The 23,067-nt window shown below is 62.2% G+C and carries 20 protein-coding genes and 1 tRNA gene; 11 read left to right on the top strand and 10 right to left on the bottom strand.

What is annotated here, in order from left to right; all coding sequences use genetic code 11:
- Positions 1 to 22: 22 nt before the first annotated feature.
- Entirely contained in the window at positions 23 to 1,414 is a 1,392-nt protein-coding gene (xseA, locus tag AAFH49_RS01610; RefSeq protein WP_342295483.1) for an exodeoxyribonuclease VII large subunit, read from the bottom strand.
- A gap of 175 nt (positions 1,415 to 1,589) precedes the next feature.
- On the opposite strand from xseA, the gene AAFH49_RS01605 reads away from it, so the two are divergent.
- The 3 genes from AAFH49_RS01605 (at position 1,590) to AAFH49_RS01595 (ending at position 8,185) form a co-directional block, all read left to right on the top strand.
- On the top strand, positions 1,590 to 3,662 hold the full coding sequence (locus AAFH49_RS01605; RefSeq protein ID WP_342295482.1) for a M13 family metallopeptidase: 2,073 nt from the start codon (positions 1,590 to 1,592) through the stop codon (positions 3,660 to 3,662).
- Positions 3,663 to 3,821: 159 nt separating this feature from the next.
- Positions 3,822 to 5,927, top strand: coding sequence for a M13 family metallopeptidase (locus tag AAFH49_RS01600; RefSeq protein ID WP_342295481.1), 2,106 nt, complete (start codon positions 3,822 to 3,824; stop codon positions 5,925 to 5,927).
- Between the two features lie 158 nt (positions 5,928 to 6,085).
- Positions 6,086 to 8,185 (top strand): M13 family metallopeptidase, encoded by a 2,100-nt coding sequence (locus AAFH49_RS01595; RefSeq protein WP_342295480.1) that lies wholly within the window; start codon positions 6,086 to 6,088, stop codon positions 8,183 to 8,185.
- A 309-nt stretch (positions 8,186 to 8,494) separates the two neighbouring features.
- Here AAFH49_RS01595 and AAFH49_RS01590 read toward each other — a convergent pair whose 3' ends face one another.
- A complete protein-coding gene (locus AAFH49_RS01590; protein WP_342295479.1) occupies positions 8,495 to 9,238 on the bottom strand; it encodes a peptidylprolyl isomerase in 744 nt (247 codons plus the stop codon).
- Positions 9,239 to 9,364: 126 nt separating this feature from the next.
- Positions 9,365 to 10,570 carry a zinc dependent phospholipase C family protein gene (locus tag AAFH49_RS01585; RefSeq protein ID WP_342295478.1) on the bottom strand — a complete coding sequence of 402 codons (1,206 nt, stop codon included), beginning with the start codon at positions 10,568 to 10,570 and terminating at the stop codon, positions 9,365 to 9,367.
- 136 nt (positions 10,571 to 10,706) lie between these two features.
- Here AAFH49_RS01585 and AAFH49_RS01580 point away from each other — a divergent pair, with 136 nt between their 5' ends.
- Positions 10,707 to 11,288 (top strand): hypothetical protein, encoded by a 582-nt coding sequence (locus AAFH49_RS01580; RefSeq protein ID WP_342295477.1) that lies wholly within the window; start codon positions 10,707 to 10,709, stop codon positions 11,286 to 11,288.
- Between the two features lie 86 nt (positions 11,289 to 11,374).
- On the opposite strand, the gene AAFH49_RS01575 is transcribed toward AAFH49_RS01580, so the two are convergent.
- Positions 11,375 to 12,673, bottom strand: coding sequence for a metal-dependent hydrolase family protein (locus AAFH49_RS01575; RefSeq protein ID WP_342295476.1), 1,299 nt, complete (start codon positions 12,671 to 12,673; stop codon positions 11,375 to 11,377).
- A 69-nt stretch (positions 12,674 to 12,742) separates the two neighbouring features.
- Between AAFH49_RS01575 and AAFH49_RS01570 the strand changes: the two genes are divergently transcribed.
- The 4 genes from AAFH49_RS01570 (at position 12,743) to AAFH49_RS01555 (ending at position 17,469) form a co-directional block, all read left to right on the top strand.
- Positions 12,743 to 13,000, top strand: a complete 258-nt coding sequence (locus tag AAFH49_RS01570; protein WP_342295475.1) for an acyl-CoA-binding protein — start codon at positions 12,743 to 12,745, stop codon at positions 12,998 to 13,000.
- A 161-nt stretch (positions 13,001 to 13,161) separates the two neighbouring features.
- Complete coding sequence (locus AAFH49_RS01565) at positions 13,162 to 14,202, top strand: hypothetical protein (protein WP_342295474.1); 1,041 nt, start codon at positions 13,162 to 13,164, stop codon at positions 14,200 to 14,202.
- A 38-nt stretch (positions 14,203 to 14,240) separates the two neighbouring features.
- Positions 14,241 to 14,741 carry a GNAT family N-acetyltransferase gene (locus AAFH49_RS01560; RefSeq protein WP_342295473.1) on the top strand — a complete coding sequence of 167 codons (501 nt, stop codon included), beginning with the start codon at positions 14,241 to 14,243 and terminating at the stop codon, positions 14,739 to 14,741.
- A gap of 82 nt (positions 14,742 to 14,823) precedes the next feature.
- On the top strand, positions 14,824 to 17,469 hold the full coding sequence (locus tag AAFH49_RS01555; RefSeq protein WP_342295472.1) for a hypothetical protein: 2,646 nt from the start codon (positions 14,824 to 14,826) through the stop codon (positions 17,467 to 17,469).
- Positions 17,470 to 17,542: 73 nt separating this feature from the next.
- Here the strand turns inward: AAFH49_RS01555 and AAFH49_RS01550 are convergent, their stop codons facing one another.
- A complete protein-coding gene (locus AAFH49_RS01550) occupies positions 17,543 to 17,773 on the bottom strand; it encodes a CDGSH iron-sulfur domain-containing protein (RefSeq protein WP_342295471.1) in 231 nt (76 codons plus the stop codon).
- A gap of 121 nt (positions 17,774 to 17,894) precedes the next feature.
- Positions 17,895 to 18,422 (bottom strand): GNAT family N-acetyltransferase, encoded by a 528-nt coding sequence (locus tag AAFH49_RS01545; protein WP_342295468.1) that lies wholly within the window; start codon positions 18,420 to 18,422, stop codon positions 17,895 to 17,897.
- 117 nt (positions 18,423 to 18,539) lie between these two features.
- Between AAFH49_RS01545 and AAFH49_RS01540 the strand changes: the two genes are divergently transcribed.
- Positions 18,540 to 18,998, top strand: a complete 459-nt coding sequence (locus tag AAFH49_RS01540) for a hypothetical protein (RefSeq protein WP_342295467.1) — start codon at positions 18,540 to 18,542, stop codon at positions 18,996 to 18,998.
- 94 nt (positions 18,999 to 19,092) lie between these two features.
- Here the strand turns inward: AAFH49_RS01540 and AAFH49_RS01535 are convergent, their stop codons facing one another.
- Positions 19,093 to 19,518, bottom strand: a complete 426-nt coding sequence (locus tag AAFH49_RS01535; RefSeq protein ID WP_342295465.1) for an STAS/SEC14 domain-containing protein — start codon at positions 19,516 to 19,518, stop codon at positions 19,093 to 19,095.
- A gap of 125 nt (positions 19,519 to 19,643) precedes the next feature.
- Here AAFH49_RS01535 and AAFH49_RS01530 point away from each other — a divergent pair, with 125 nt between their 5' ends.
- Positions 19,644 to 20,267 carry a deoxynucleoside kinase gene (locus tag AAFH49_RS01530; protein ID WP_342295463.1) on the top strand — a complete coding sequence of 208 codons (624 nt, stop codon included), beginning with the start codon at positions 19,644 to 19,646 and terminating at the stop codon, positions 20,265 to 20,267.
- Positions 20,268 to 20,352: 85 nt separating this feature from the next.
- Here AAFH49_RS01530 and AAFH49_RS01525 read toward each other — a convergent pair whose 3' ends face one another.
- From AAFH49_RS01525 to AAFH49_RS01515, 3 genes are all read right to left on the bottom strand, one after another.
- On the bottom strand, positions 20,353 to 21,030 hold the full coding sequence (locus AAFH49_RS01525) for a DUF2461 domain-containing protein (RefSeq protein ID WP_342295461.1): 678 nt from the start codon (positions 21,028 to 21,030) through the stop codon (positions 20,353 to 20,355).
- Between the two features lie 90 nt (positions 21,031 to 21,120).
- Positions 21,121 to 21,945, bottom strand: a complete 825-nt coding sequence (locus AAFH49_RS01520) for an MOSC domain-containing protein (protein ID WP_342295459.1) — start codon at positions 21,943 to 21,945, stop codon at positions 21,121 to 21,123.
- A 75-nt stretch (positions 21,946 to 22,020) separates the two neighbouring features.
- Positions 22,021 to 22,581: a hypothetical protein gene (locus AAFH49_RS01515; protein WP_342295457.1), complete on the bottom strand. Its 561-nt coding sequence runs from the start codon at positions 22,579 to 22,581 to the stop codon at positions 22,021 to 22,023.
- A 282-nt stretch (positions 22,582 to 22,863) separates the two neighbouring features.
- On the opposite strand from AAFH49_RS01515, the gene AAFH49_RS01510 reads away from it, so the two are divergent.
- Positions 22,864 to 22,939: transfer RNA gene (locus AAFH49_RS01510), tRNA-Lys, on the top strand.
- Positions 22,940 to 23,067 lie beyond the last annotated feature (128 nt).

The raw sequence follows: 23,067 nt of genomic DNA, 5'->3' as shown, positions 1-23,067 counted from the left end.
TATTTCAGTTATCAATAATAAATTAGCGTTTGTTGGGTTGGCCAGTCACGGGCTGGTTGGGGAGCTTTATCCTGGCCAATAGCTCATTGCTGGCAGCTAACTGGCAGAGCCGCAGCTCGGCGCGATGCAGCTGGCGCTCCATAGCCAGCTGCAGCTGGTAGCGCTGGCGCAGCAGGGCCTCGCGCCGTCGCTGGTGGTGCCGCCCGAAGCGCCGCAGCAGTACCCGGCCGCGCTGGCGCAGGCCGCGCTGCTCGCGGGCCAGGGTGCGGCGGGCGGCGCGGGGCAGCTGGTGCCGGAAGCGCCCAAGGCCCACGGCCAGCTGCCGGAGCTGCTCGCGCGGGGCTTGGGTGGCTTGGTGGGCACGGGCGCGCAGGGCATCGCGGGCAGCGTCGAGCTGGCGGTGGGCGGCGTAGCGGCCCCGGCCACTGAGCTGGTCGAGGCGGGCGTGGTTCTGGCTGAGCTGGCGGCGGGCCAGGGCCACCACCTGCTCGCCCAGGCCCAGCACGGCCGCTTCCAGCCGGGCCAGGCGCTCGACCAGAAAGACGGCCACGGCGGTGGGCGTTTTCAGGGCGCGGTGGGCGGTGAGGTCGACCAGGGCTTCGTCGCGCTCGTGGCCGATGCCCGTGAGTACCGGCAGCGGAAACGCGCCCACGGCCGCCGCCAAGCCATATTCATCAAAAGCCAGCAAATCGGTGCGACTGCCCCCGCCCCGGATGAGCACCACGGCATCGAACTGCCCGCGCCGGGCGCGGATGCCGTCCAGCGCCGCTCGGATGCTGGCCGGAGAGTCGTCGCCCTGCATAACGGCCGGGAACAGCGTGAGCGCAAAGTCATAGGGCGCTTCCTGTAATTGCTGCACAAAATCCTGAAAGCCGGCCGCCGTGGGCGAGGAAATAACGGCCAGCCGCTGCGGAGCCAGCGGCAGCTGGAGCTGCTTCTGGCGCTCCAGCAGGCCTTTTTCTTCCAGCTGGCGCAGGGTTTTCATCCTTAATAAGGCCAGCTCGCCCACGGTGTAGCTCGGGTCGATGGCCACTACGTCGAGGCTCAGGCCATACTGCTCGTGGAAGCGCACATGCACCCGCAGCAGCAGCTTGAGTCCGGTGCGCAGCGGCTGGCCGGTGGCGCGCTCAAACGCGGGGGCCAGCTGCTGGTAGCGCTGGCTCCAGAGCGTGGCGCGGGCCTGCGCCTTCATGGGCATGCCGCGGCTGTCGGTGCCCTGCTCCGTGAGGGTGAGGTAGCAGTGCGCGCCGGCAAAGCGGGGCAGGGTGAGGTCGGAAACTTCGGCCACCACCCAGTAGGATTCGGCCAGCTGCTGCTGAAGAGCCAGGCGCACATAGCTCAGCAGCTCGGCCAGGCCCAGGGGGGCCGGGGCGGGCGGGGGCGCTAGTTCGGGACGGCGGTTGTAGAGCGGCATAGAGCGCAAGTTACGGGTAGGGGAGGGTGCGGCGCGACAATTTTCCCGGCTGATTGCAGCCCGTGCTAATATTCCGGAACCTGTGCCAATCTTTGCGGCATTGGTGCAACCGCCCTTATTGCTCCGTGTCTGTAACTTCACGGCCTCAACTCCCAACCCAACAATTTCACACTTCATGTTTTCAACTTCTCTTGTGCGCCGGCTGAGTCTGGCCGCCCTCGGCCTGGGCAGCCTGGCTGCTACGGTAGCCGCCGGCCCACCCACCAAAACCGGCCCCACGCCCCCCCAGAAAGGCGTCGGCATCAACATCGCCAACATCGACCCGTCGGTGAAGCCCTGCGAGGACTTCTTCCACTACGCCTCGGGCAACTGGCTCAAAAACAACCCGATTCCGGCCGCGGAGTCGCGTTGGGGCTCGTTCAACGAGCTGGCCAACAACAATAACGCCACCCTGCGCGCCATTCTGGAGCAGGCGGCCAAGAATGCTCCGAAAGCCACCAAGGGCTCGAATGCCCAGAAAGTAGGCGACTTCTACGCTTCGGCCATGGACTCTGCTGCCATTGAAAGCGCCGGCCTGAAGTACCTCAAGCCGCACCTCGACCGCATCATGGCCATCAACAGCCTGGCCGACGAGCAGAAATTCCTGGCCGACCCCAAAGCCCACGCCGGTAGCGTGTGGTTTGGCTCGGGTGTGGGGCAGGACGAAAAAATCAGCACCCAGTATGCCGTGTACCTCGGCCAGGGCGGCCTTTCGCTGCCCGACCGCGACTACTACCTAAAGGACGATGCGCGCTCGAAATCCATTCGCGCCGCCTACCAGAACTACCAGGTCAACATCTTCAAGATGCTGGGCGATGACCAGGCCACAGCCGAGAAAAACGCCGCCGCCGTTACCCGCATCGAAACCCGCTTGGCCAAGGCCAGCAAGAGCCGCGTGGACCTGCGCGACCCCTACGCCAACTACAACAAGATGACGGTGGCCGATGCCAACGCCGCCTACCCCAACCTGGCCCTGCCCATGTTGCTGAAGGACGGCGGCCTGGGCGCAGCCAAGGAAGTCATCGTGGGCCAGCCCGAATTCATGAAAGAGGTGAGCGCCGCCCTGAAGGACGAGCCGCTGGCCGACCAGAAGCAGTACCTGCGCTGGCACCTGGTGAGCAGCGCCACAGCGGCCCTGCCCAAGGCCTACGGCGACGAAGCCTTTGCCTTTAGCAAAGTGCTGAGCGGGGCCAAAAAGCAGCAGCCGCGCTGGAAGCGCATGCTGGGCTCGACGGACCGCGCCCTGGGCGAGGCTTTCGGCCAGCTCTACGTGGACAAGGCGTTTTCGCCCGCTGCCAAGGCCCGCGCCAAGCAGATGATTGAGAACCTGCGCGTGGCCTACGCCGAGCGCATTCAGGCCACCGACTGGATGAGCGCCGCCACCAAAAAGGAGGCCCTGACCAAGCTCAACGCCTTCACGGTGAAGATTGGCTACCCCGACAAGTGGAAGGACTATTCCAAGCTGAACATCAGCCGCGAGAGCTACCTGAATAACCTGTTTGCCGCTCAGGAGTGGGCCAACCAGGAGGAAATCAGCAAGTTTGGTAAGCCGATTGACCGAAACGAATGGGGCATGACCCCGCCCACGGTGAACGCCTACTACAACCCGCCGATGAACGAGATTGTGTTCCCGGCCGGCATTCTGCAGCCGCCCTTCTTCGACGCGAAGGCGGATGATGCGGTGAACTACGGCGGCATCGGCGCCGTGATTGGCCACGAGATGACCCACGGTTTCGACGACCAGGGCCGTCAGTATGACTCTAAGGGTAACCTGAAAGATTGGTGGACCAAGGAAGATGCCGAGAAATTCAACGCCAAAGCCGCTATCGTGGGCAAGCAGTTCGATGCTTTCTCGCCCCTCGATTCGGTGCACGTGAACGGCAAGCTGACGATGGGCGAGAACCTCGCCGACCTCGGCGGCCTCACCATCGCCTACCAGGCTTTTGAGAAAACTCCGCAGGCCAAAGCGCAGCAGAAAATCGACGGCTTCACGCCCGAGCAGCGCTTCTTCCTCGCCTACGGCCAGATTTGGCGCACCAACACCCGCGACGAGTACATCCGCCAGCAGGTGCAGACGGACCCGCACTCGCCGGCCATGTACCGCACCAACGGCCCGCTGATGAACATGCCGGAGTTCTACAAAGCCTTCGGCTGCCAGGACGGCAACAAGATGATGCGCCCCACGGCCGACCGCTCCAAAATCTGGTAAGCCGGCTGATTTGAGCGAAAACCTTAGAACGTCATGCTGAGCAAAGTCGAAGCATCTCTACCGCAATAGTAAAATTGATTACTTGCGCGGTAGAGATGCTTCGGCAAGCTCAGCATGACGTTCTTTTTTGTTTCTAGTTCTTTCTCTTTTCAATTAATTATGTCCAAATACTCCTTTACAGGCCGTGTTGCGCTTTCGGCAGCCATGCTGAGTTTGGCCGCCGCCGGTGCGGCGCAGGCCCAGACCAAAATCAAAACCAAGTCGAGCAGCGACGGCAAGCACAAAACCACCGTGCCGGCCAACGTGGGCCAGACGGGCACGGGCATCTCGCTGGCCAACATGGACAAGTCGGTGTCGCCCTGCGACAACTTCTTCCAGTTTGCCTCGGGTACCTGGCTGAAAAACAACCCCATCCCAGCTGCCGAAACCCGCTGGGGCGCTTTCAATGAGCTGGCCGACCACAACCAGGCCATCGAGCGCCGCATTCTGGAGAAAGCCGCTAATGACCGCATGGCCAAGCCCGGTACCAACCTCCAGAAAGTGGGCGACTTCTACGCCGCCGCCATGGATTCGATGGGCATCGAAAAAGCCGGCCTGAAGTATTTGCAGCCGCGCCTCAACCAGATTGCGGCCATCAACGACCTGCCCACCATGCAGCACTACCTAGCCGACCCGCGCTCGTTCGGGACCGGCTGGTACGGCTTCGGCGTGAGCCAGGACAGCAAGAACAGCACGCAATACGCCGTGCGCATGGGCCAAGGCGGCCTCACGCTGCCCGACCGTGACTACTACCTGAAGGATGATGCCCGCTCGAAAGCCATTCGCACCGCTTACCAGACCTATCAGGTGAACGTGTTCAAAATGCTGGGCGACGACCAGGCCACGGCCGAGAAAAACGCCGCCGCCGTTACCCGCATCGAAACCCGCCTCGCCAAAGCGTCGCGCAGCCGCGTGGCTTTGCGCGAGCGCGAGAAGAACTACAACAAGATGACCGTGGAGCAGGCCGCGGCCGACTACCCGAACCTGAACATCCCACTGGTCCTCAAGGACAGCGGGCTGAACGGCGTGAAGGAAATCATCGTGGGCCAGCCCGAATTCCTGAAAGAGGTGAGCACCATGTTTAAGGAAGAGCCGCTGGCCGACCAGAAGCAGTACCTGCGCTGGCACCTGGTGTCGGGCGTGACCTCGGCCCTGCCGAAGGCTTACGGTGACGAGAGCTTCCATTTCTCGCAGGTGCTGAGCGGCGCCAAGCAGCAGCAGCCCCGCTGGAAGCGTGCCCTGCGTGCTACCGATGGCGCATTGGGCGAGGCTTTCGGCCAGCTTTATGTGGATGAGGCCTTCAGCCCCGCCGCCAAGGCCCGCGCCAAGGTGATGGTGGAAAACCTGCGCACCGCCTACGCCGAGCGTATTCAGGCCACCGAGTGGATGAGCGCCGAAACCAAAGCTGAGGCACTAAAAAAGCTCAACGCTTTCGCCGTAAAAATCGGCTACCCGGATAAGTGGAAGGACTATTCAGCCCTGAAAATCTCGCGTGAAAGCGCGCTGAACAACCTGTTTGCCACGGCCGAATGGGCTTCGAAAGACAACCTGAGCAAGTTTGGCAAGCCGATTGACCGCGGTGAGTGGGGCATGACCCCGCCCACGGTGAATGCCTACTACAATTCGAGCATGAATGAAATCGTGTTCCCGGCCGGCATTTTGCAACCCCCGTTCTACGACCCCAAGGCCGATGACGCGGTGAACTACGGCGGCATCGGCGCGGTGATTGGCCACGAGATGACCCACGGTTTTGACGACCAGGGCCGCAAGTCGGACGCCAGCGGCAACCTGCGCGACTGGTGGACCAAGGAAGACGGCGAGAAATTCATGGCCAAAGCGGCCGTGGTGGGCAAGCAGTTCGATGCTTTCTCGCCGATGGACTCGGTGCACGTAAACGGCAACCTGACGATGGGCGAAAACCTGGCCGACCTCGGCGGCCTCACCATCGCGCACCAGGCCTTCCAGAAAACGGCGCAGGCCAAGGCCGGCAAGTCGATTGATGGCTTCACGCCCGAGCAGCGCTTCTTCCTGGGCTACGCCCAAATCTGGCGCTCAAACCAGCGCCCGGAGGCTATGCGCCAGCAGATTCAGACCGACCCGCACTCGCCCGGCCAGTACCGCACCAACGGCCCGTTGCAGAACATGCCGGAGTTCCACCAGGCTTTTGGCTGCAAGGACGGCGACAAGATGGTGCGCTCTGCTGCCGACCGCGCCAAAATCTGGTAAGCTGATAAACGCCTCCTGAGAGGTTGAAAAGGAAGAATAAGGGGGTTGGCACTATTGCTACTCCTTTATTCTTCCTTTTTGTTTTGGCCATTTTCTATTGATATCACATAATTGTCTACCTTGCCCGCATTAATGGTTTTGTCCCTTTTTTTCAATTTATGAAACAATTATACTTTGTGCGGTGCGCGACTATGTCGGCGACCATGCTTGGGCTGTTGGCTGGCACGGCCCAGGCCCAAACCAAGATTAAAACCAAGTCCAGCGGTGCGGGCAAGGCAAAAACCACGGTGGCGGTGCCCACCAGTGGCACGGGCCTGTCGTTGGCGAACCTGGACAAGTCGGTGTCGCCGTGCGACAACTTCTACCAGTACACCTCCGGCTCCTGGCTGAAAAACAATCCCATTCCGGCGGCTGAAACCAGCTGGGGCTCGTTTAACACGCTGGCCGATAACAACCGCACCATTCTGCGCCGCATCCTGAACCAGGCCGCCGCCAACCGCACGGCCAAGCCGGGCTCGAACGCCCAGAAAGTGGGCGACTTCTACGGCGCGGCTATGGACACGGTGGCCATTGAAGCTGCGGGCCTGAAGTACCTGCAGCCGCACCTGGCCAAGATTGAGGCCGTGACCGACCTGGCGGGCATGCAGCAATTGCTCAACGACCCCAAATCCCACGTGGGGAATTCCTGGTACGGCTTCGGGGTGCTACAGGACCTCAAGCAGAACGACGTGTACATGGCCTTCTTCAACCAGGCGGGCCTGGGGCTGCCCGACCGCGACTATTACGTGAAGGACGATGCCCGCTCGAAAGGCATCCGGACGGCGTACCAGGCGTACCTGACGAATACATTTAAGCTGCTGGGCGACGCCCCAGCTACTGCCGAAAAGAATGCGGCCACTGTGCTGCGCATCGAAACCCGTCTGGCGCAGGCCAGCCGCACCCGCGTGGCCATGCGCGACATTCCGGCCATGTACAACAAGCGCACCCTCGCGCAGCTCGCCCAGGACTACCCCAACATCAACTTCCCGCTCATCCTGAAAATCAACGGCCTGACTGCTGCCAAAGACCTGGTGGTGGCGCAGCCCGAGTTTGCCAAGGAAGTGAACACCATGCTGGTGGCCGAGCCGCTGGCCGACCAGAAAACCTACCTGCGCTGGCACCTGGTCACGTCGGCCACGCCGGCGCTGCCCAAAGCGTATGTTGATGAAGCCTTCCGGTTTTCGCAGGTGTTGAGCGGGGCCAAGCAGCAGCAGCCCCGCTGGAAGCGTGCCCAGGCCGCCACCGACGGTGCCTTGGGCGAAGCTTTCGGCCAGCTCTACGTGGACGAAGCCTTCTCGCCCGAGGCCAAAGCCCGCGCCAAGGTGATGGTGGAAAACCTGCGGGCCGCCTACGCCGAGCGCATTCAGGCCACCGACTGGATGAGTGCCACCACCAAAGCCGCCGCCCTCAAAAAGCTCAATGCCTTTACGGTGAAAATCGGCTATCCCGATAAGTGGAAGGACTACTCCAAGCTGAACGTGAGCCGCGAGAGCTACCTGAACAATCTGTTTGCCGCCCAGGAATTTGCCGGGCAGGAAAACCTGAACAAGTACGGCAAGCCCGTGGACCGTACCGAGTGGACCATGACACCGCCCACGGTGAATGCCTACTACAACGCGCTGGTGAACGAGATTGTGTTTCCGGCCGGCATCCTGCAGCCCCCGTTCTACGACCCCAAAGCGGATGACGCGGTGAACTACGGCGGCATCGGGGCCGTGATTGGCCACGAAATGACCCACGGCTTCGATGACCAGGGCCGGAGGTTTGATGCCCAGGGCAATATGAAGGACTGGTGGACCAAGGAGGACGCCGACAAGTTCAACACCAAAGCCGCGGTGGTGAGCAAGCAGTTCGATGCCTTCACGCCGCTCGACTCGGTGCATGTGAACGGCGCGCTGACCATGGGCGAAAACCTCGCCGACCTCGGCGGCCTCACCATCGCCTACCAGGCCTTCCTGAAAACCCCGCAGGCCAAAGCCGGCAAGAGCATCGACGGCTTCACGCCCCAGCAGCGCTTCTTCCTGGGCTACGCCCAAATCTGGCGTACCAACATGCGCCCGGAAGCCATGCGGATGCGCGTCCAGACGGACCCGCACTCGCCCGGCCAGTTTCGCGCCAACGGCCCGCTACAAAACCTGCCGGAGTTTCACCAGGCCTTTGGCTGCAAGGACGGCGACAAGATGGTGCGCTCGGCGGAGGCCCGCGCCAAAATTTGGTAAGCTGTTTGCATAAGGTTTGTTGAATCACGCACGGAAAACTGTTTCCGCGCCAGATACGAAAAGGTCCGCTCCCCCTGGGGGCGGGCCTTTTTAATTGCTTTAGCTGGAGCCGCGGGTGTAGCCGCCGGCGGGGACCCCTGCTGCCCTCCTGGAAATCCAAACTCGGTGGCAGGGACCCCTGCTATCGAGTTGGAACTCCAAACTGCCCGGCAGGGACCCCTGCTGCCGAGTTGGAACTCCAAACTGCCCAGCGGGGACCCCTGCTGCCGAGTTGGAATTCCAAACCGCCCGGCGGGGACCCCCGCCGGGCTACTTCACCACTTCCACCTTCATGGTGATGTCCTTCACGGGCCACTTATCAGACTCCACGGGCTCGTTGGAAATCTTGTCGACCACATCCTGGCCTTCAATTACTTCGCCGAACACCGTGTACTGGCCATCGAGCGAGGGCACGCCGCCCACGGTGGCGTAGGCCTTGATTTGGGCGGGCGTGAGCTTGCGGCCGGCCATGGCCTGCGATTGGAACGGAGCCATTTTTTCGCCCACCACGAAGTAAAAATCGGTGTTGGAGGACAGGCGACCGGGGTTCTGTTCGTCGTCGTAGCGGGCCATGCCGAGGGCCCCTTTGTGGTGGAAGTGCTCGGGGCGGATTTCGGGGGGCAGGCGGTAGCGCTTCAGCCGGATGGTGCGGGCGTTGTAGGTCTGGCCGCCCTGCACGGCGAAGTTTTTCACCACACGGTTGAACATGGTTTCGTCGAACACACCCTTGCGGGCCAGCAGCAGGAAATTGGCCTTGTGAATGGGCGTGTCGTCGTAGAGCCGCACCCGGATGTTGCCCAGCCGCGTTTTCACCAATACCTCGGAGCCGGGGTATTGCTTACCGTAGGCCAGCAGGGCAGCCGGCGCGGCGCTGTCGGTGAGGGTGGCCAGGTCGGGGCCGGGCACCACGGGTTTGGTGGCGGTGGGGGCGGTGGCCGGCGGGGCCTGGTTGCAGGCGGCCAGCAGGCCCAGGCCGAGCAGCAGTCGGCAGGCAGAAGAAACGGATATACGCATAGCGGTGGGGCCGAAAAGTGGCCCAAGGTAAGACGGCCAGCCGGCCCCGCCGGTTGGGTTCAGGCCCAAAAAAAGCCCGCGCTGCGGGGCGCGGGCTTTTAAAGCGGAGCTAATTCCAGGCGGGGCTTACCACGCCGGGGCGCTGGTTTTCTGCTTGGTTTTCTCGCTGCCGGCCTTGGTTTTTACCTTCACTTTCACCTTTTCCACGGGTGCGGCGGGGGGAGGCGTAGCAGCGGCGGCTGGGGCGGCTGTAACCGGGGCCGGGGCCGCTTCGGCTTCGGCGGGCGGCTCGGCCATGTCTTTGGCCGATTTGATTTCGTCCACGGTTTCCACCTTTTTCGCCTTTTGCTGGGCCAGCAGGAGCTGGTCCTGGGCCAGGGTGTTCTTTTTCCAGGCCGAAACTTCGGTGTTCAGCTTCTCCTTTTCCTCCTTGGTGGGCTTGCTGGGCGTCATCATGCCGCCGAGGTCGGGCTTGCCCGCATCCTGCCAGGCCGAGAGCCAGAGCGACGACACCAGGTTGGGCGCGCCTTTAAGGCGGTAGTCGACCATGCCGCCCACGGCCTTCTCGTACTCGGCCGCGAAGGCATCGGAGTAGCGGCGCGAGGTTTTGCCGTACTTGTGCGAGAACGTGTAGCGCACCTCGGGCTTCATCACCTTCTCAATCTTGCTGGCCCGGTCAAAGGTTTCGCCCAGGAAGCCGTAGCTCTGCGCCAGCACGCCCCACACGGCGGCCAGCGGGTCTTTCACGTACTTGGCGGGCTCGCCGTCCAGCTTGTAGTCGTTGATATATTTCTCGGGCAGCTGGCTTTCCCAGAGGCTGTGCAGGCCCTTCTGGTCGGTGAGCTGGCCGTCGTAATTCACGGTGGTGTGCAGCGGCACGAAGGCATCGCCCACGTAGTGGCTCAGCTCGGCCGAATACTTCACGATGTTCAGCGTGTCGCGCTGGCGGAAGGCCTCGGTCAGGTTGTCCTTCATCTCCATAATCACCCACGGCACGGTGCCGTACTTCTTGAGCGTATCGGCCGAGAACTTGGCCACGGCCTCGTCGTACTGGCGCGGCATCTTTCCGAAAGGGTCGTTTTCGGAGTAATGGTCCATGTCGATGTAATGCTTGGGGGCCTCGGTGGGGTCGTCGTTGCGGCGCTCATCGGGGGCCGTGCTCAGGCGCACCACCTCAGCCATGTGGCGGAAATAGAAGGCCTGCATGGTGGCCGGCAGCTCGTATACGGCAATCTGGGTGATGGTGCGGTGGCCGAAGAACCCCCAGCCGCTCGCGGTGCCGTGGGCCAGAATGAGGGCCGCAAGCAGCAGCGGCAACAACGTTTTTTTCATGAATGCGGAATGATTACGGGGCCAGGGATAGTTCCCCTGGCCAAAGTTCGGCAATGGCCGCCACATTCAGAAACCCCGGCTGTAGCCGCGCCATGGGGGCGGGGCGGCCCGTACCTTCACGGCTCAAATAGCTGATATGAATCTTCCGCGTCGCTTGTTACTAGGGGTATTGAGTTTGCTGGCCGGCCCGGTCGCTGCCCAGACCTTTACCATTCCGCCCGGGGCCTACCGCACGGGCGCGGCCTACCACCGCAAGCAGCCCCAGCCCGCCGGCTTGGATGCCTTTTACCCCGACAAGCGCGGCCAGCTAGTAGTAGTGGTGCCGCGCGGCACCAAAACCGCCAAGCTGCGCGTAGCCCCCGACAGCGTGTGGGGCTACGTGTCGGAGAAAGGCCGCACCTCACGCCTGTTTCGCAACGAGGAGTACCGGCTCGAATACGCCGATACGCTGTGCGTGTACTCCCAGAATTCCACCAACGTAAACGGCGCGCTGGGCGGCACCAACGGCACCGGCACCCGCTATTTCTTCAGCCGGGGCCTCACGGGGCTTATTTTTCCGCTCACGCCCCGCTACCTGCGCGAAGCCTATGCGGCCAGCAGCCCGGGGTTTGCCGCCGCCGTGGGCCAGCTGCGCGTCGACAAAAGCCTAGTCGACTTTGACCGCAAAACCGGCTTGTTTCGCGTTACCACGCTCTACCGCGAGATGGCCGGGAAGTAAGCTAATAGTGAAGTAGGGTGCGGGGCTTGCCCCCGCCCGTCGTTCAACGACGGGCGGGGGCAAGCCCCGCACCCTACATTTCATAGCTACTCCTGCCGGTAGGCCACGCCCGCTTTCATCACAAATTTTGGCCGCATCAGGGCCGAAATATCCTGGAGTGGGTCACCGTCCAGCGCCACGATGTCGGCCAGCTTGCCGGCTTCGATGGCTCCCAAATCGGTGGTTTCGCCCAGTAGCTCGGCGGCGTTGAGGGTGGCCGTGCGGATGGCGTCGAGTGGCGACATCCCGGCCTCGGTCATGTAGCCGAATTCCCGGGCGTTCTGGCCGTGGCGGTACACGCCCGCATCGGTGCCAAACGCTACCCGCACGCCCGCTTTGGTGGCGCGGGTGAAAGTGCCCTGCATTTTGGTGCCTACATCGAGGGCTTTGCGGGCGATGACGGGCGGAAAGTAGCCGGGTCGCAGCCGCGCGGTATCGGCCACCGACTTGCCGGCGATGAGCGTGGGCACGTACCAGGTGCGGCTTTTGGCCATGAGCCGGATGGCCTCGTCGTCCATCAGCGAGCCGTGGTCGATGCTGGTCACGCCGGCCCGCACGGCCCGCTTGATGCCCTCGGCCCCGTGGGCGTGGCAGGCCACGCGCATGCCGAGGTCCTTCGCGGTTTCCACCACGGCACGGATTTCTTCCTCGGTGTACTGCGCGCCGGTGCCGTCTTTGCTCAGGTCGAGCACGCCGCCGGTGCTGGCTATTTTGATGAGGTCGGCCCCGCGCTTGAACTGTTCGCGCACGGCCTGCCGGCACTGGTCGGGGCCGTTGGCGAGGTAGATGGGGTGGCCGGCCTTAGTGAGCTGGTCTTCGTTCAGCCCGTCGCTCTCGTCCATGTGCCCGCCGGTGGCCGAAATGGCCATGCCCGCCGAGAAGATGCGCGGGCCCGGCACCAGGCCCTGAGCCACGGCATTGCGCAGGCTGGTGTTCACGCCCGAGCCGCCGCAGTCGCGCACCGTGGTGAAGCCCGCCCGCAGCGTGGTGAGGGCGTAGCCTTGGGCGCGGTAAGCCACATCGGCGGGGTTAAGGGTGAACTGCTCACGGAAATTATTGCGGCTCGACTGGGATTCGAGGTGCACGTGGCAGTCGATGAGGCCAGGCAGCACGGTGCGGTTTTCGAGGTTGATGACTTGGTCCTGGGGGCCGCTGGCGGCGGTATAGCCGGATTGCACGGCCGTAATCCGGTCGCGCTCAACCACGATGGTTTGCTGGGCCAGCAGCTTGCCGCTGCGCACATCCAGCAGATGCCCGCAGTGCAGGTAGGTTTTCTGGGCGAAGGCGGTGGGGCCGGCCAGCAGAAACATGGCCGTGGCTAAAGCGGGAATAGATTTGCGCGTCATACGTTTGTGTGAATGAGCCGCCAAGGTAAGCGGCGCATCCCGGTTAAACCCACTGCATTTCTCCCTTTTATGACCACCACGCAAGAAGAATTCGACGCCGCCAGCCAGCGCGCCCAGCAGCTGCCCAGCAAGCCCTCCAACATGATTCTGCTCCAGCTCTACGCCCTCTACAAGCAGGCCACCGAAGGCGATGTAACCGGCGACCGCCCCGGCGGCTTCGACTTCAAAGCCATTGCCAAGTTCGATGCCTGGAACAGCCTGAAAGGCACCAGCCAGGAAGCCGCCCGCCAGCAGTACGTGGAGCTGGTGAGCGAGCTGGCAGGGTAGGGACTAAGACTGCCCAAATCAAAAGAACGTCATGCTGAGCGCAGCCGAAGCCTCTCTACCGCGCAACTAATCCAATCAAAAGGGTTACTCCTGCGGTAGAGAGGCTTCGGCTGCGCTCAGCATGACGTTCTGGTTTTCCCTCTACTACCAACCTGCCCCCCATGGACATCTCCCGCAAAAAGCCGCCGTACCCCATCACGCCGGCCCTGCGCCAGTACCTGCGCGCCTACGACCGCGAAACCCAGCTGCCCGTGACGTATGCCGACTTGCGGCAGTTCACGGGCTCGTTTCCGCTGCTGGACCGGGCGAGCAAGGACACGCTCTGGCAAACTGTATTCTTCGAGCCGCAGACCTTGCGCGAGCTGGGACAGGGCCTGACGGAGGTGTACGCGCTGCTGAAAACGGCCGGCGACCTGTCGTTCTCCCAGCACCTCGTGGCCGACCGGATTGACTACTGCGAGTTTGGCAACTCGCGGCCGTTTCGGGTGCGCATCGTGAACCAGCTCAACGACAACTACGACTACTTTTATGTGAAGCAGGCTGATGCTTCGCGCCTGTATGGGCTGGAACTGGAGCACCTGCTCTCGCCCAACTCGATGAACTTCCTGGTGAGCGGCGACACGCTGATTGAGGAACACATTGTGGGCATTCCGGGCGATGATTTTATTCGAAAACACCTGAGTTTGCCCCACCTCAACCAGGTGCGGCTGGCCAAGGAGTTTGTGAAGTTTAACGAGCGCTGCTTCGTGCGGCTGCTGGGCGATATGCGGGCCTACAACTACGTCATTGCCGTGACGCCCGACTTCGAGAACGAGCAGTACCGGGTGAAGGCCATCGACTTTGACCAGCAGAGCTACGAGGGCCGCCGCAGCATGTACCTGCCCCAGTTTTTCAAAGATAATGCCGCCGTGGTGGCCATGTGCGCCCGCCACCTCAAGCCCGAGGCCATCCGGCAGTACCAGACCGAGGAGCGTGCCCTGATGGCCCGCCGCGCCCGCGCCGAGCGCCACCGCCTGCGCGACCTGCTGGAGGCCATGCGCCGCCACGAGCTGGCCCCGCCCGAAAAAGTGGCCCAGCTTAAGGCCGAACTCAACCGCTACCACCACACCGACGCTTTCGACCCTTGCGACTCGATGGGCGACATCGTGCGCCAGAACCTGTGGCTGATGCTGGGCGGTAGCGTGCGGCCGGGCGTGGGGTAGGAGCGTTTGCTTTAAGCAATTGACCTCAATAAACTGCCATGAACCTGCCTCCTTACCCCGTTTTCCCGGTGCTGGCCTCGGCCACCGTGCGGCTGCGTCAGGTGGTGCCAGCGGATAGTAGCAGCCTGCTCGAAATCTCTTTCTACAATGCCCGGCCGGCTCAAAACGCGCCGGAAGCGGCCGAAATGCAGGAAAAGATAAACGCCGACTACCGCAACGGCTCCTCCATTCACTGGGCCATTGTGAGCGTCGCGACCAATGAAGTGGTGGGCACGCTGGGCTTTTACCGGGGCTTTGCGGACGGGACCGGGGAACTGGGCTGCGTGCTGAAACCCGCCTTCCGGGGCCGGGGCCTGATGGCCGAGGCCATGCGGCTGGCCATCGAATTCGGCCGGCGCGACATGCAGCTGGCCCGCATCACCACCATCACCACCCGGCCGAACGGCCCGGCCATCCGCCTGCTCGAAAGGCTTGGCTTCCGCAAGTCAGCCGACTTACCGGACGATGAGCTGTGCTACCGCTTGCAGCCACAGCACTAAGTGCACCGGCCGGCACGGTGCTGCTCCACTGGGTGGTGTATCTTCCCCGTTTACTTTAACTCCTTTCCATTTCTCGCTACCGATGAAGAAAAATCTACTGCCCGCGCTGCTTTCGCTTCTCCTGTTACTAAACTTGTGCGGTCCGGCCCGCGCGGCTACCCCGCCGCTCGCTCCCGGCCGCCCCCTGGCCGAAGCCCTCAACCCCGACGGGACATTAAAAGCTGGAGCCAATGGCTCGTTTGATGCCCGCGCCTTTCGGATGCAGACCGCGCCGGACGGACGGCCGGTGTTCCGGCCAGCCGGCGTGGCCGGGACGGGCGATGAGCGGTGGCAGAACGGGTTTGGGTTGCCGAATGGAGCCGATAGTCAAGTACAGGTGGTGGTACGGGCTGGCAACAACATTTACATCGGCGGTGCTTTCACGGTAGTTGGCACCATATCGGCCAACCGGGTAGCTAAGTGGGATGGCACTTCCTGGAGTGCTCTGGGCGCTGGTATTCCTGGCAACGGGGTATTTGATATCTATGTGCACGCGCTGGCGGTGGCGAGTAATGGCGATGTATTCGTGGCCGGACGGTTTTCGCAGGCGGGCGGGGTAGCGGCTAACCATGTGGCCAGGTGGAATGGCACGGCTTGGAGCAGCCTGGGCACCGGGACGGCCAACGGGGTGAGTGCTGGCAGCGGCTATGAAGTGAGCGCGCTGGCTATAGCTGACAATGGGAATGTGTACGCGGGCGGCAACTTCGCCCAAGCCGGCGGCGTGGCAGCCGCAAACGTGGCCTGTTGGAACGGCACTGCCTGGAGCGCATTAGGACTGGGTATCCCCAACGGGGCCGCCAGCTATGTGCTGGCCCTGGCCGTAGCGGCCAACGGAGATGTCTATGCGGGCGGTCAGTTCATGCTGGCCGGAGGCGCATCTGCCAATAATGTGGCCAAATGGAATGGCACAACGTGGAGCTTGCTGGCTTCAGGAGGGACCAATGGCACAAATAGCGCCGTTGGCTCTTTGGCTGTGGCTGGCAACGGGGACCTGTATGCGGGCGGAATTTTCAGCCAAGCCGGTGGTGTTTCGGTCAACAGAATAGCCCGCTGGAACGGTACTGTTTGGAGCCCCCTGGGCACGGGTGGTGTCAATGGTGCCAACGCCACAGTGGGGGCACTGGTGGTGGCCAGCACCGGCGACTTGTACGTGAGCAGCAGCTTCACGCCGGCTGGCGGCGTTTCGGCCAACCAAGTGGCCCGTTGGAACGGCACGGCGTGGAGCGCGGTGGGAAGCAGCTTTGCGGATGGGTATGTTGCGGGCTTAGCCGTTGATGCTGCCGGCGAAGTATTTGTGGGGGGTAATTTCACGCTGGCCGGAGGCACTTCCGCCAATCGGCTCGCTCGCTGGAATGGCTCGGCGTGGAGCCCCTGGGCGCTTGGCAGCGGCATTGCCAATGGGATAAACGGCTCGGTGTATGCCCTGGCCGTGGCCGCAAATGGCGATGTCTACGCGGGAGGAAAATTCACGCAGGCCGGCGGCGTGTCGGCAAACAACATAGCCCGCTGGAATGGCACGGCCTGGGCGGCGCTGGGCACCGGCACTTCAACGGGCATCTATCCGAGCTGGGTGAATGCGCTGGCCGTGGCTGCCAATGGGGATGTGTACGTCGGCGGCAACTTCACCCAAGCCGGCAGCACTCCGGCCAACAACGTAGCACGCTGGAGTAACGGAACCTGGAATTCTTTGGGTTCCGGCCCTGCCAACGGGGTCAATAGCTACGTTTATGCGCTGGCCATTGCCAGCAACGGCGGCGTATACGCGGGTGGTGGCTTCACGCAGGCCGGTGGAGCCAGCGCCAACCGTGTAGCTTGCTGGAATGGTACCGGCTGGAACAGCTTGGGAACCGGGCTGGACAGCTACGTATCGGCACTGGCCCTCGCTGCCAACGGAGACGTATATGCCGGCGGGGATTTTACCCACGCCGGTAGCATCACAACCCGTTACATAGCCCGCTGGAACGGTACTGGTTGGAGTGCCTTAGGCACGGGTACAGGCGTAACCAATGGCGTTGGGGCCAGCGTGTTTAGTATGGCCATAGCGGCGACTGGCGACTTGTATGTGGGCGGAACGTTAAGCAACGCTGGTAGCATTTCAGCCAACAGCGTAGCCCGCTGGAACGGTAGCAATTGGAGTATTTTAGGTACGGGAGCCGCAAATGGGGTGGGCAGTCCCGTCTTAAGCCTAGTCGTGACAGGCATAGGGGAGGTATATGTTGGCGGTACTCAATTCAGCCAAGCCGGTGGCGTACCTGCCAGCCGGGTAGCCAAATGGAACGGTGCCACGTGGAGCGGTTTGGGAACCGGCACCAACGATGTTGTATGGGCGCTGGCTCTTGGTGCCAATGGCAAACTCTATGCGGGTGGAGATTTTACGACTACTGGCGACGGTAGCAAACACCTGGCCCACGTCGGCATCTACGACTCCAATGCCCTACTAGCCACCAAAGCAGCCACCGCGACGCCGGCCGCGCAGCTCTTCCCCAACCCGGCCCACGGCACGGCCACGCTGCGCTTGCCCGCCGGCGCGGCGCGCCAGCCCCTGCTGCTCATCGATGCGCTGGGCCGCGCCGTGCGCCGCTACCCCGCCCCGGCCGCTTCGGATGTTGAACTGGACCTGCGCGGCCTGCCCGCCGGTACCTACGTGGTGCGTTGCGGTCAGTTCTCCCAGCGCCTGGTGGTGGAGTAAAGCCTGATTCGTCTAAAGCTAAAAAAGCCCGCTGGCCAAATGGTCAGCGGGCTTTTTCATTAAGAGAATCAGCTTATACAGCCGGCTTGGGTGCGGGCAAATCGAACGCCACGGCGGCGTGCTCGAAGTGGCCTTTGTGCGAACCGTCGCAGAAGGGCTTCTGCTTGGAAAGGCCGCAGCGGCAGATGCTGATGCGCTCGCGGCCGCCGAGGCCGTAGGGCTGGCCCTGGGCATCCACGAGTTCGATGTCTTCGCCCTCTACGCGGAGGGAGCCATTGGAAAGGACGGTGAGTTTGGTGGCCATTTTGGGAGGGTTGAGTTTTAAGGGTTGAATGTTGAGTTTGGGAATGGTTGAGTTTTGAGGGTTGAATGTTGAGTTTTGGTGCTGAAAATAACTCAACATTCAACCCTCAAAACTCAACCATTCAAAGCGCCTTGCGCATGATATAATCGTTCATGAAATACGGCCCAATCGGCACGTCTACCTCGCTCTGGCGCACGAAGCCGCGCCGCTCGTAGAAGGCAATGGCGGGGTTGTAGCGGTTCACGTTCAGGTCCAGAAACTGGCCGCCGGCGGTGCGGGCCGCGTTTTCCACCGCCTCAATGAGGTGCACGCCCAAGCCCTGGCCTTGCCGCGTGGGCAGCACGTAAATCTTATGCAGCTTGTAGCCGGTACCATTGCCGTCCTCGGCCGGCAGCGGGCCGAAGGAGGCGAAGCCGGCCGGCTCGCCATCAATCTGCGCAATCAGGAATACGTGGTGCTGCTCCTCCATCTGCCGCTTCAGGGCAGCCGGCGAGTATATCACCCGGTACATATATTCCAGCTGCTCCTCCGAAATGATGAAGCGGTAGGTCGGCTCCCAAGTAGCCTCAGCCAGCTGAATAATGGTCGGAATGTCGTTGAGCGTAGCAGGCTCAATGCGCGGCGGCGCGGTAGGGGCGTCAGAAGTCATAAGCGGTAAAACACGAAATTGCGGCGAAAAAACCGAAACCGGGCCGCCCACTCTGATACGGTTGGCCCATTCCTTGCGTTTAACCCCGCAAACCTCCGTTTTTTCTTCTTCCCGACTATGAAATCTGCATTCATTCTGTTCCTCGCCGGCTTGCCCTTCGCCGGCCACGCCCAAGCCACCTCCCAGGCCGAGCTGCTGCGGCGCGGCGAACTCACCGGCTCCCGCCAATCCACCTCCGCCCGCAGCCAGGCCCGCCAAACCGCCACCCGCGCCACCAATAATTCCTCCGACCCCGTGCAGCAGCACCTGCTGCAAACCGATGTGAACCTGGCCCAGGCCAGCGCCGACCAGCTCCCCAACCTCTACGAGCGGTTCATCGCTACCACCCGCGACGAGCGCCGCGCCTGGACCTACGCGCAGTGGGACGCCGCCGGCCAGGTTCTGGCCCGCCTCAACCAGCGCTACGAACAGGTGCGCACCACCCTGCCGCTCGAAGAGCGCATCCGCATTCGCTCCTTCCAGGGTGAGTTTCACACCCTGCGCGGCGCGCGGCAGGTGAAGGAAAAGCTTGACTAACGCAAACCTGTCATTCCGACGCAGGAGGAATCTGGGAGAAACCGTTTGAACGGATTAACTCAGATTCCTCCTACGTCGGAATGACAGGTTTTAACTACTTCGTTTCGAGCCACTCCTGGGCGTCTTCTTCGTTGGTAAACAGCGAAATCTGAATTTGACCCCGCACCGCTTCCACGAATTCCTGGCTCACAATCTGGGCATCCAGGCTGGGCGATAGGATGTAGGCAATGGCCCGCAGGCCGGCCGCCACGGCCTTGGGCAGCCATTCGTATTCGAGCCAGGGCAGGGCCTCGCTCCAGTCGCCACCGGTGTCGCGCTTGTCGTTGAGCACCCGCTCAAAACGGTGCTCTTCCAGCAGGCGCGTCCCTTCCAGCACCCCCCGAATTACCTCGGCGGCGGTGAGCTGGCCGTGCCAGCGGATGTAGAGCAGCGCATTGTCCGGAAAAAAATAATATTCGGCCAACGGTGCCCCGTAGCTGTCGGCCAGCGTGGTCAGATGAACGGCTTCGGCGGTTAGCATGGCAGATGGAGAGTATTGTATATCAAACATACTACATAATATCGGCCCCAAATAATGGAGCCAATGCGGGCCGCGCTGCTACCTTTGGGGTTCTGCTTTTCTCTCGTCTTTTTCGTTCGTAGCGCATGCACATTGCCATCGTCGGCAACATTGGGGCCGGTAAAACCACGCTGGCCCATAAGTTGGCCCAGCACTTCCGCTGGGAAGTATTTCTGGAAGATGTGGACGACAATCCTTACCTCAAGGATTTTTACCACGACATGCCCCGCTGGGCCTTTCACCTGCAGGTGTATTTCCTCAATGGCCGCTTCCGCCAGACGCAGCACATCAAGGAGCTGCAAAAAGCCGGGCGTGGCATCATTCAGGACCGCACCATCTACGAAGATGCCCACATCTTCGCGGCCAACCTGCACCAATCGGGCCTGCTCGAAACCCGCGACTACAACAACTACTACGCCCTGTTCGAGTCGATGGTAGACCTCGTGGCCCCGCCCGACCTGCTGCTCTACCTCCGCGCCGACCTGCCCAAACTCATCGGCCAGATTGAGAAGCGCGGCCGCGACTACGAGAACACCATCAGCATCGAGTACCTCAAAAACCTCAACGAGCACTACGAGAAATGGATTAGCACCTACGATGCCGGCCGCTCTCTTATCGTGGACGTGAACGAACTCGACTACGTGCGCAACCCGGAGGACCTGGGCACCATCATCGAGAAGATTGACAATACGCTGTTTGGCCTGTTCTAAGTCCTGAACCAAGCCAACTAAATTAAAGCGCCCCGCCCTCCACTATGGAGAGCGGGGCGCTTTGGCGTGAAGCAAACCCAAAGCCCTAAGCCGGCTCCGGAATAGCCGCGTTGAAAAAATCAACCAGCGGCCGGGCCGCCGCAATGCCCGCCACCACCTCGTCCACAAAGCCCGGAGCCAGCACTTCCGCGTCGGAGTAAAAACGGCCTACCCCAAACGTCTTCAGCCGCAGCCAAGCCACATCCGAGTCGGTGGCCGCATAGCCGCGCGGCGGCCGCGTCAACTGCGGACCGGTGGTGTCGATACCATCCGGGAAGTAGCGCAGCAGCTCCGGCGCCTGCCGCAGCCGGTGAAACTCGTCGCCGCTGTAGTGGATTTCCTGCCGGATGGCCGCCAGCAGTTCCGGAGTAGGGTGGAAAGTGCCCGCCCCCAGCCAGCTGCGCCCCTCCGGCTGAATGGCCAGGAAATAGCCCGCCCGGGGCGCGTGACGGCCCCCACGCTTCAGGCCCGCGCCCATGCGGCGCTTATAAGGCTCGGGGTCGCGGTGTGCCCGGTCATTTTTGTGGAGGCGAAACATCACATCCGTAGTAGTGAGATTGGCCAAATCAGGGTCAACGGCGGCAACGCGGGTTAGTACCTGACGCACCAGCTCGGTGCAGGCGGCGCGGGCGCGCTGGTAGTCGGGCCGATGTTCAGCCATCCAGGCCGTGGTATTGTTGGCCGCCAGGCGGGCCAGAAAATTCAGCAGATACTCCAGTTCCATAAAAAAAGCCGGGCAGCAGGCCCGGCTTTCTTCCAACGCACTAGTCGGAACAGGAGTTGCAAAATATTCAGCCAGTGAACCCCAGCAGCATTATTTCCGGCTGAGTACCGTCACGGCATCGCCCACGCGCAGGTGGCCCTGTTTCGGTCCGGTCACATTTTGGCCAAACAACGTGCTGTTCTCGGCCTTCCGGTAAGTAGCCAGCGTGCGCAGCGGGTCGCCCACCGGGCTTTTGATGGCGGTAGCTTGGTCTATGGTCGTGAGTACGCACCGCCCGCAGCCCCGCACCGCCCGAAACGGCACCTCGCCAATCTGAAACTGCTCCCAGGCATCATCCTCATACGCCTCGCCGCCGCCAAACACCAGGTTGGGCCGAAACCGGTTCATCGGCACCGACTCGGCCAGGCGGGTGTTCAGGTCGGCCAGCGCGGCCTCGCCGGCCAGCAGGTAGGGATAACCATCAGCGAAGCTCACCAGCTTGCCTTCGGGGTTTAATTCCGGCTCCACGTCACGCCGCACCATGTCCGACATGTACACCAGCCGGCAGGGGCGGCCCAGCGCCTCGCCCAGCCATTCGTCGGCCTCGGGCGTGCCGCGCCAGGCCCACAGAATATCGTCCCACACGGTCACGAACAAGGTCCGGTCAGGCGTGGCCTCAAATGGAGTGAATAACGGCAGCAAATCAGGCCGCTGGCGGTGCGAAATCAGGAAGCCATTGTAGGCCGGGGCCACGGTCAGCAGGGCCAGTTCGGGCTGCTGCCGCTGCGTCATGAAGCGGTTGCGCTCATCCACCAGCAGCCAGCGGCGGTCGTGGCGCAGGCCGCGGGTGGTCACCTCGGCTTCATCCACAGCATACCCACCGAGGGATTTTACAGGGTACAGAAAAAGGCCGGTGAGGGAAAGGGTAGCAGACATAGCCGCAAAAATAGGCCGGTTAGGGAAGTGGTGGAGTAAAAAAGAAATCCACCAATTCGCTACCCACCACTCCGCTTACTCCACCACCAGCAAATCGGCGGCCCGCACAAATGCCACGCGCTGCTGCCACTGCACCCGGTACCAGATATCCTGGCGGCCCAGCACGGGCAGCCGGTCGCCCATAGCCGCCGTGCTCAGCCAGGCCGCGCTGGCTCCCGGCCCATCCATTAGCGCCGCCCCGGAGCGGGCCACCAGTCCTGTCGGCGTCGGCCGCAGAAAGTGCAGGTAAGCTCCAAGCAACGCGACGTATGCCGCATAGCCCACCCAGGCCCCGCGCGGGCTCCGCCGCCACAGCAGGGCCATTGCGCCCACCACCGCGCCCGCTAGCAACGCCTGCAAGCCCGGATAGAAATACCGCTGCGCCTGCACCCGCAGCTCCTGCTGCCAGGTAGCAGGGTAGCCCACCAGCCGGTGCTGGGTGGCCAGGGCCACCAGCTGCCGCCACGTGCGCACCCGCGGCTGCCGCGCCTGGGCCATGCTCAGGTAGAGCAGTGCCGCCGGATAGTGCCCGAGTTGCTGCTGCGCATAAGCCATTTTCAGCAGCAGCTCCGGCGAAACGCGCCGCTGCTGCCACACTTGCTGCCGAAAATCAGGAAAAGAAGCCTCGTATTGCCCCGCTGCGAAAAGCGAATCGGCTCGCCGCAGGTCTGCAGGCGCACTGGAAAGGTTACTTGCTAAATTTTTTTTTGCCGGCGAATTTGCACTCAAGGCACAGATAGGCAGGAAGATTAGAAAGAAGAAAAGGATGCGCACAGCAATGAGGGTGACTTTTTTTTAAAGTCAGGGTTGTGTAGTTCCGAGGGCTATAGTACTTTTGTACCACCAAAGAAGGAAACGCCCTTCCAAGGTAAAGGTACCGATTCTGTAGCTCAGCTGGTAGAGCAGTACACTTTTAATGTACGGGTCCTGGGTTCGAATCCCAGCGGGATCACCAAAAACCCTCTCTGCAATGTGCAGAGAGGGTTTTTTTATGATTGGGACCGTAAGTGGGACCGTGCTCTTCACATAGTCTTGTCGTAGATTGGCTGTTCGTGGTAAAGTCAGGTAAGATAAAGCAAGCAA

It is taken from the genome of Hymenobacter segetis (genome assembly GCF_038448715.1).
GTDB lineage: Bacteria > Bacteroidota > Bacteroidia > Cytophagales > Hymenobacteraceae > Hymenobacter > Hymenobacter segetis.
This window is presented reverse-complemented; position numbering and strand designations above follow the sequence as displayed.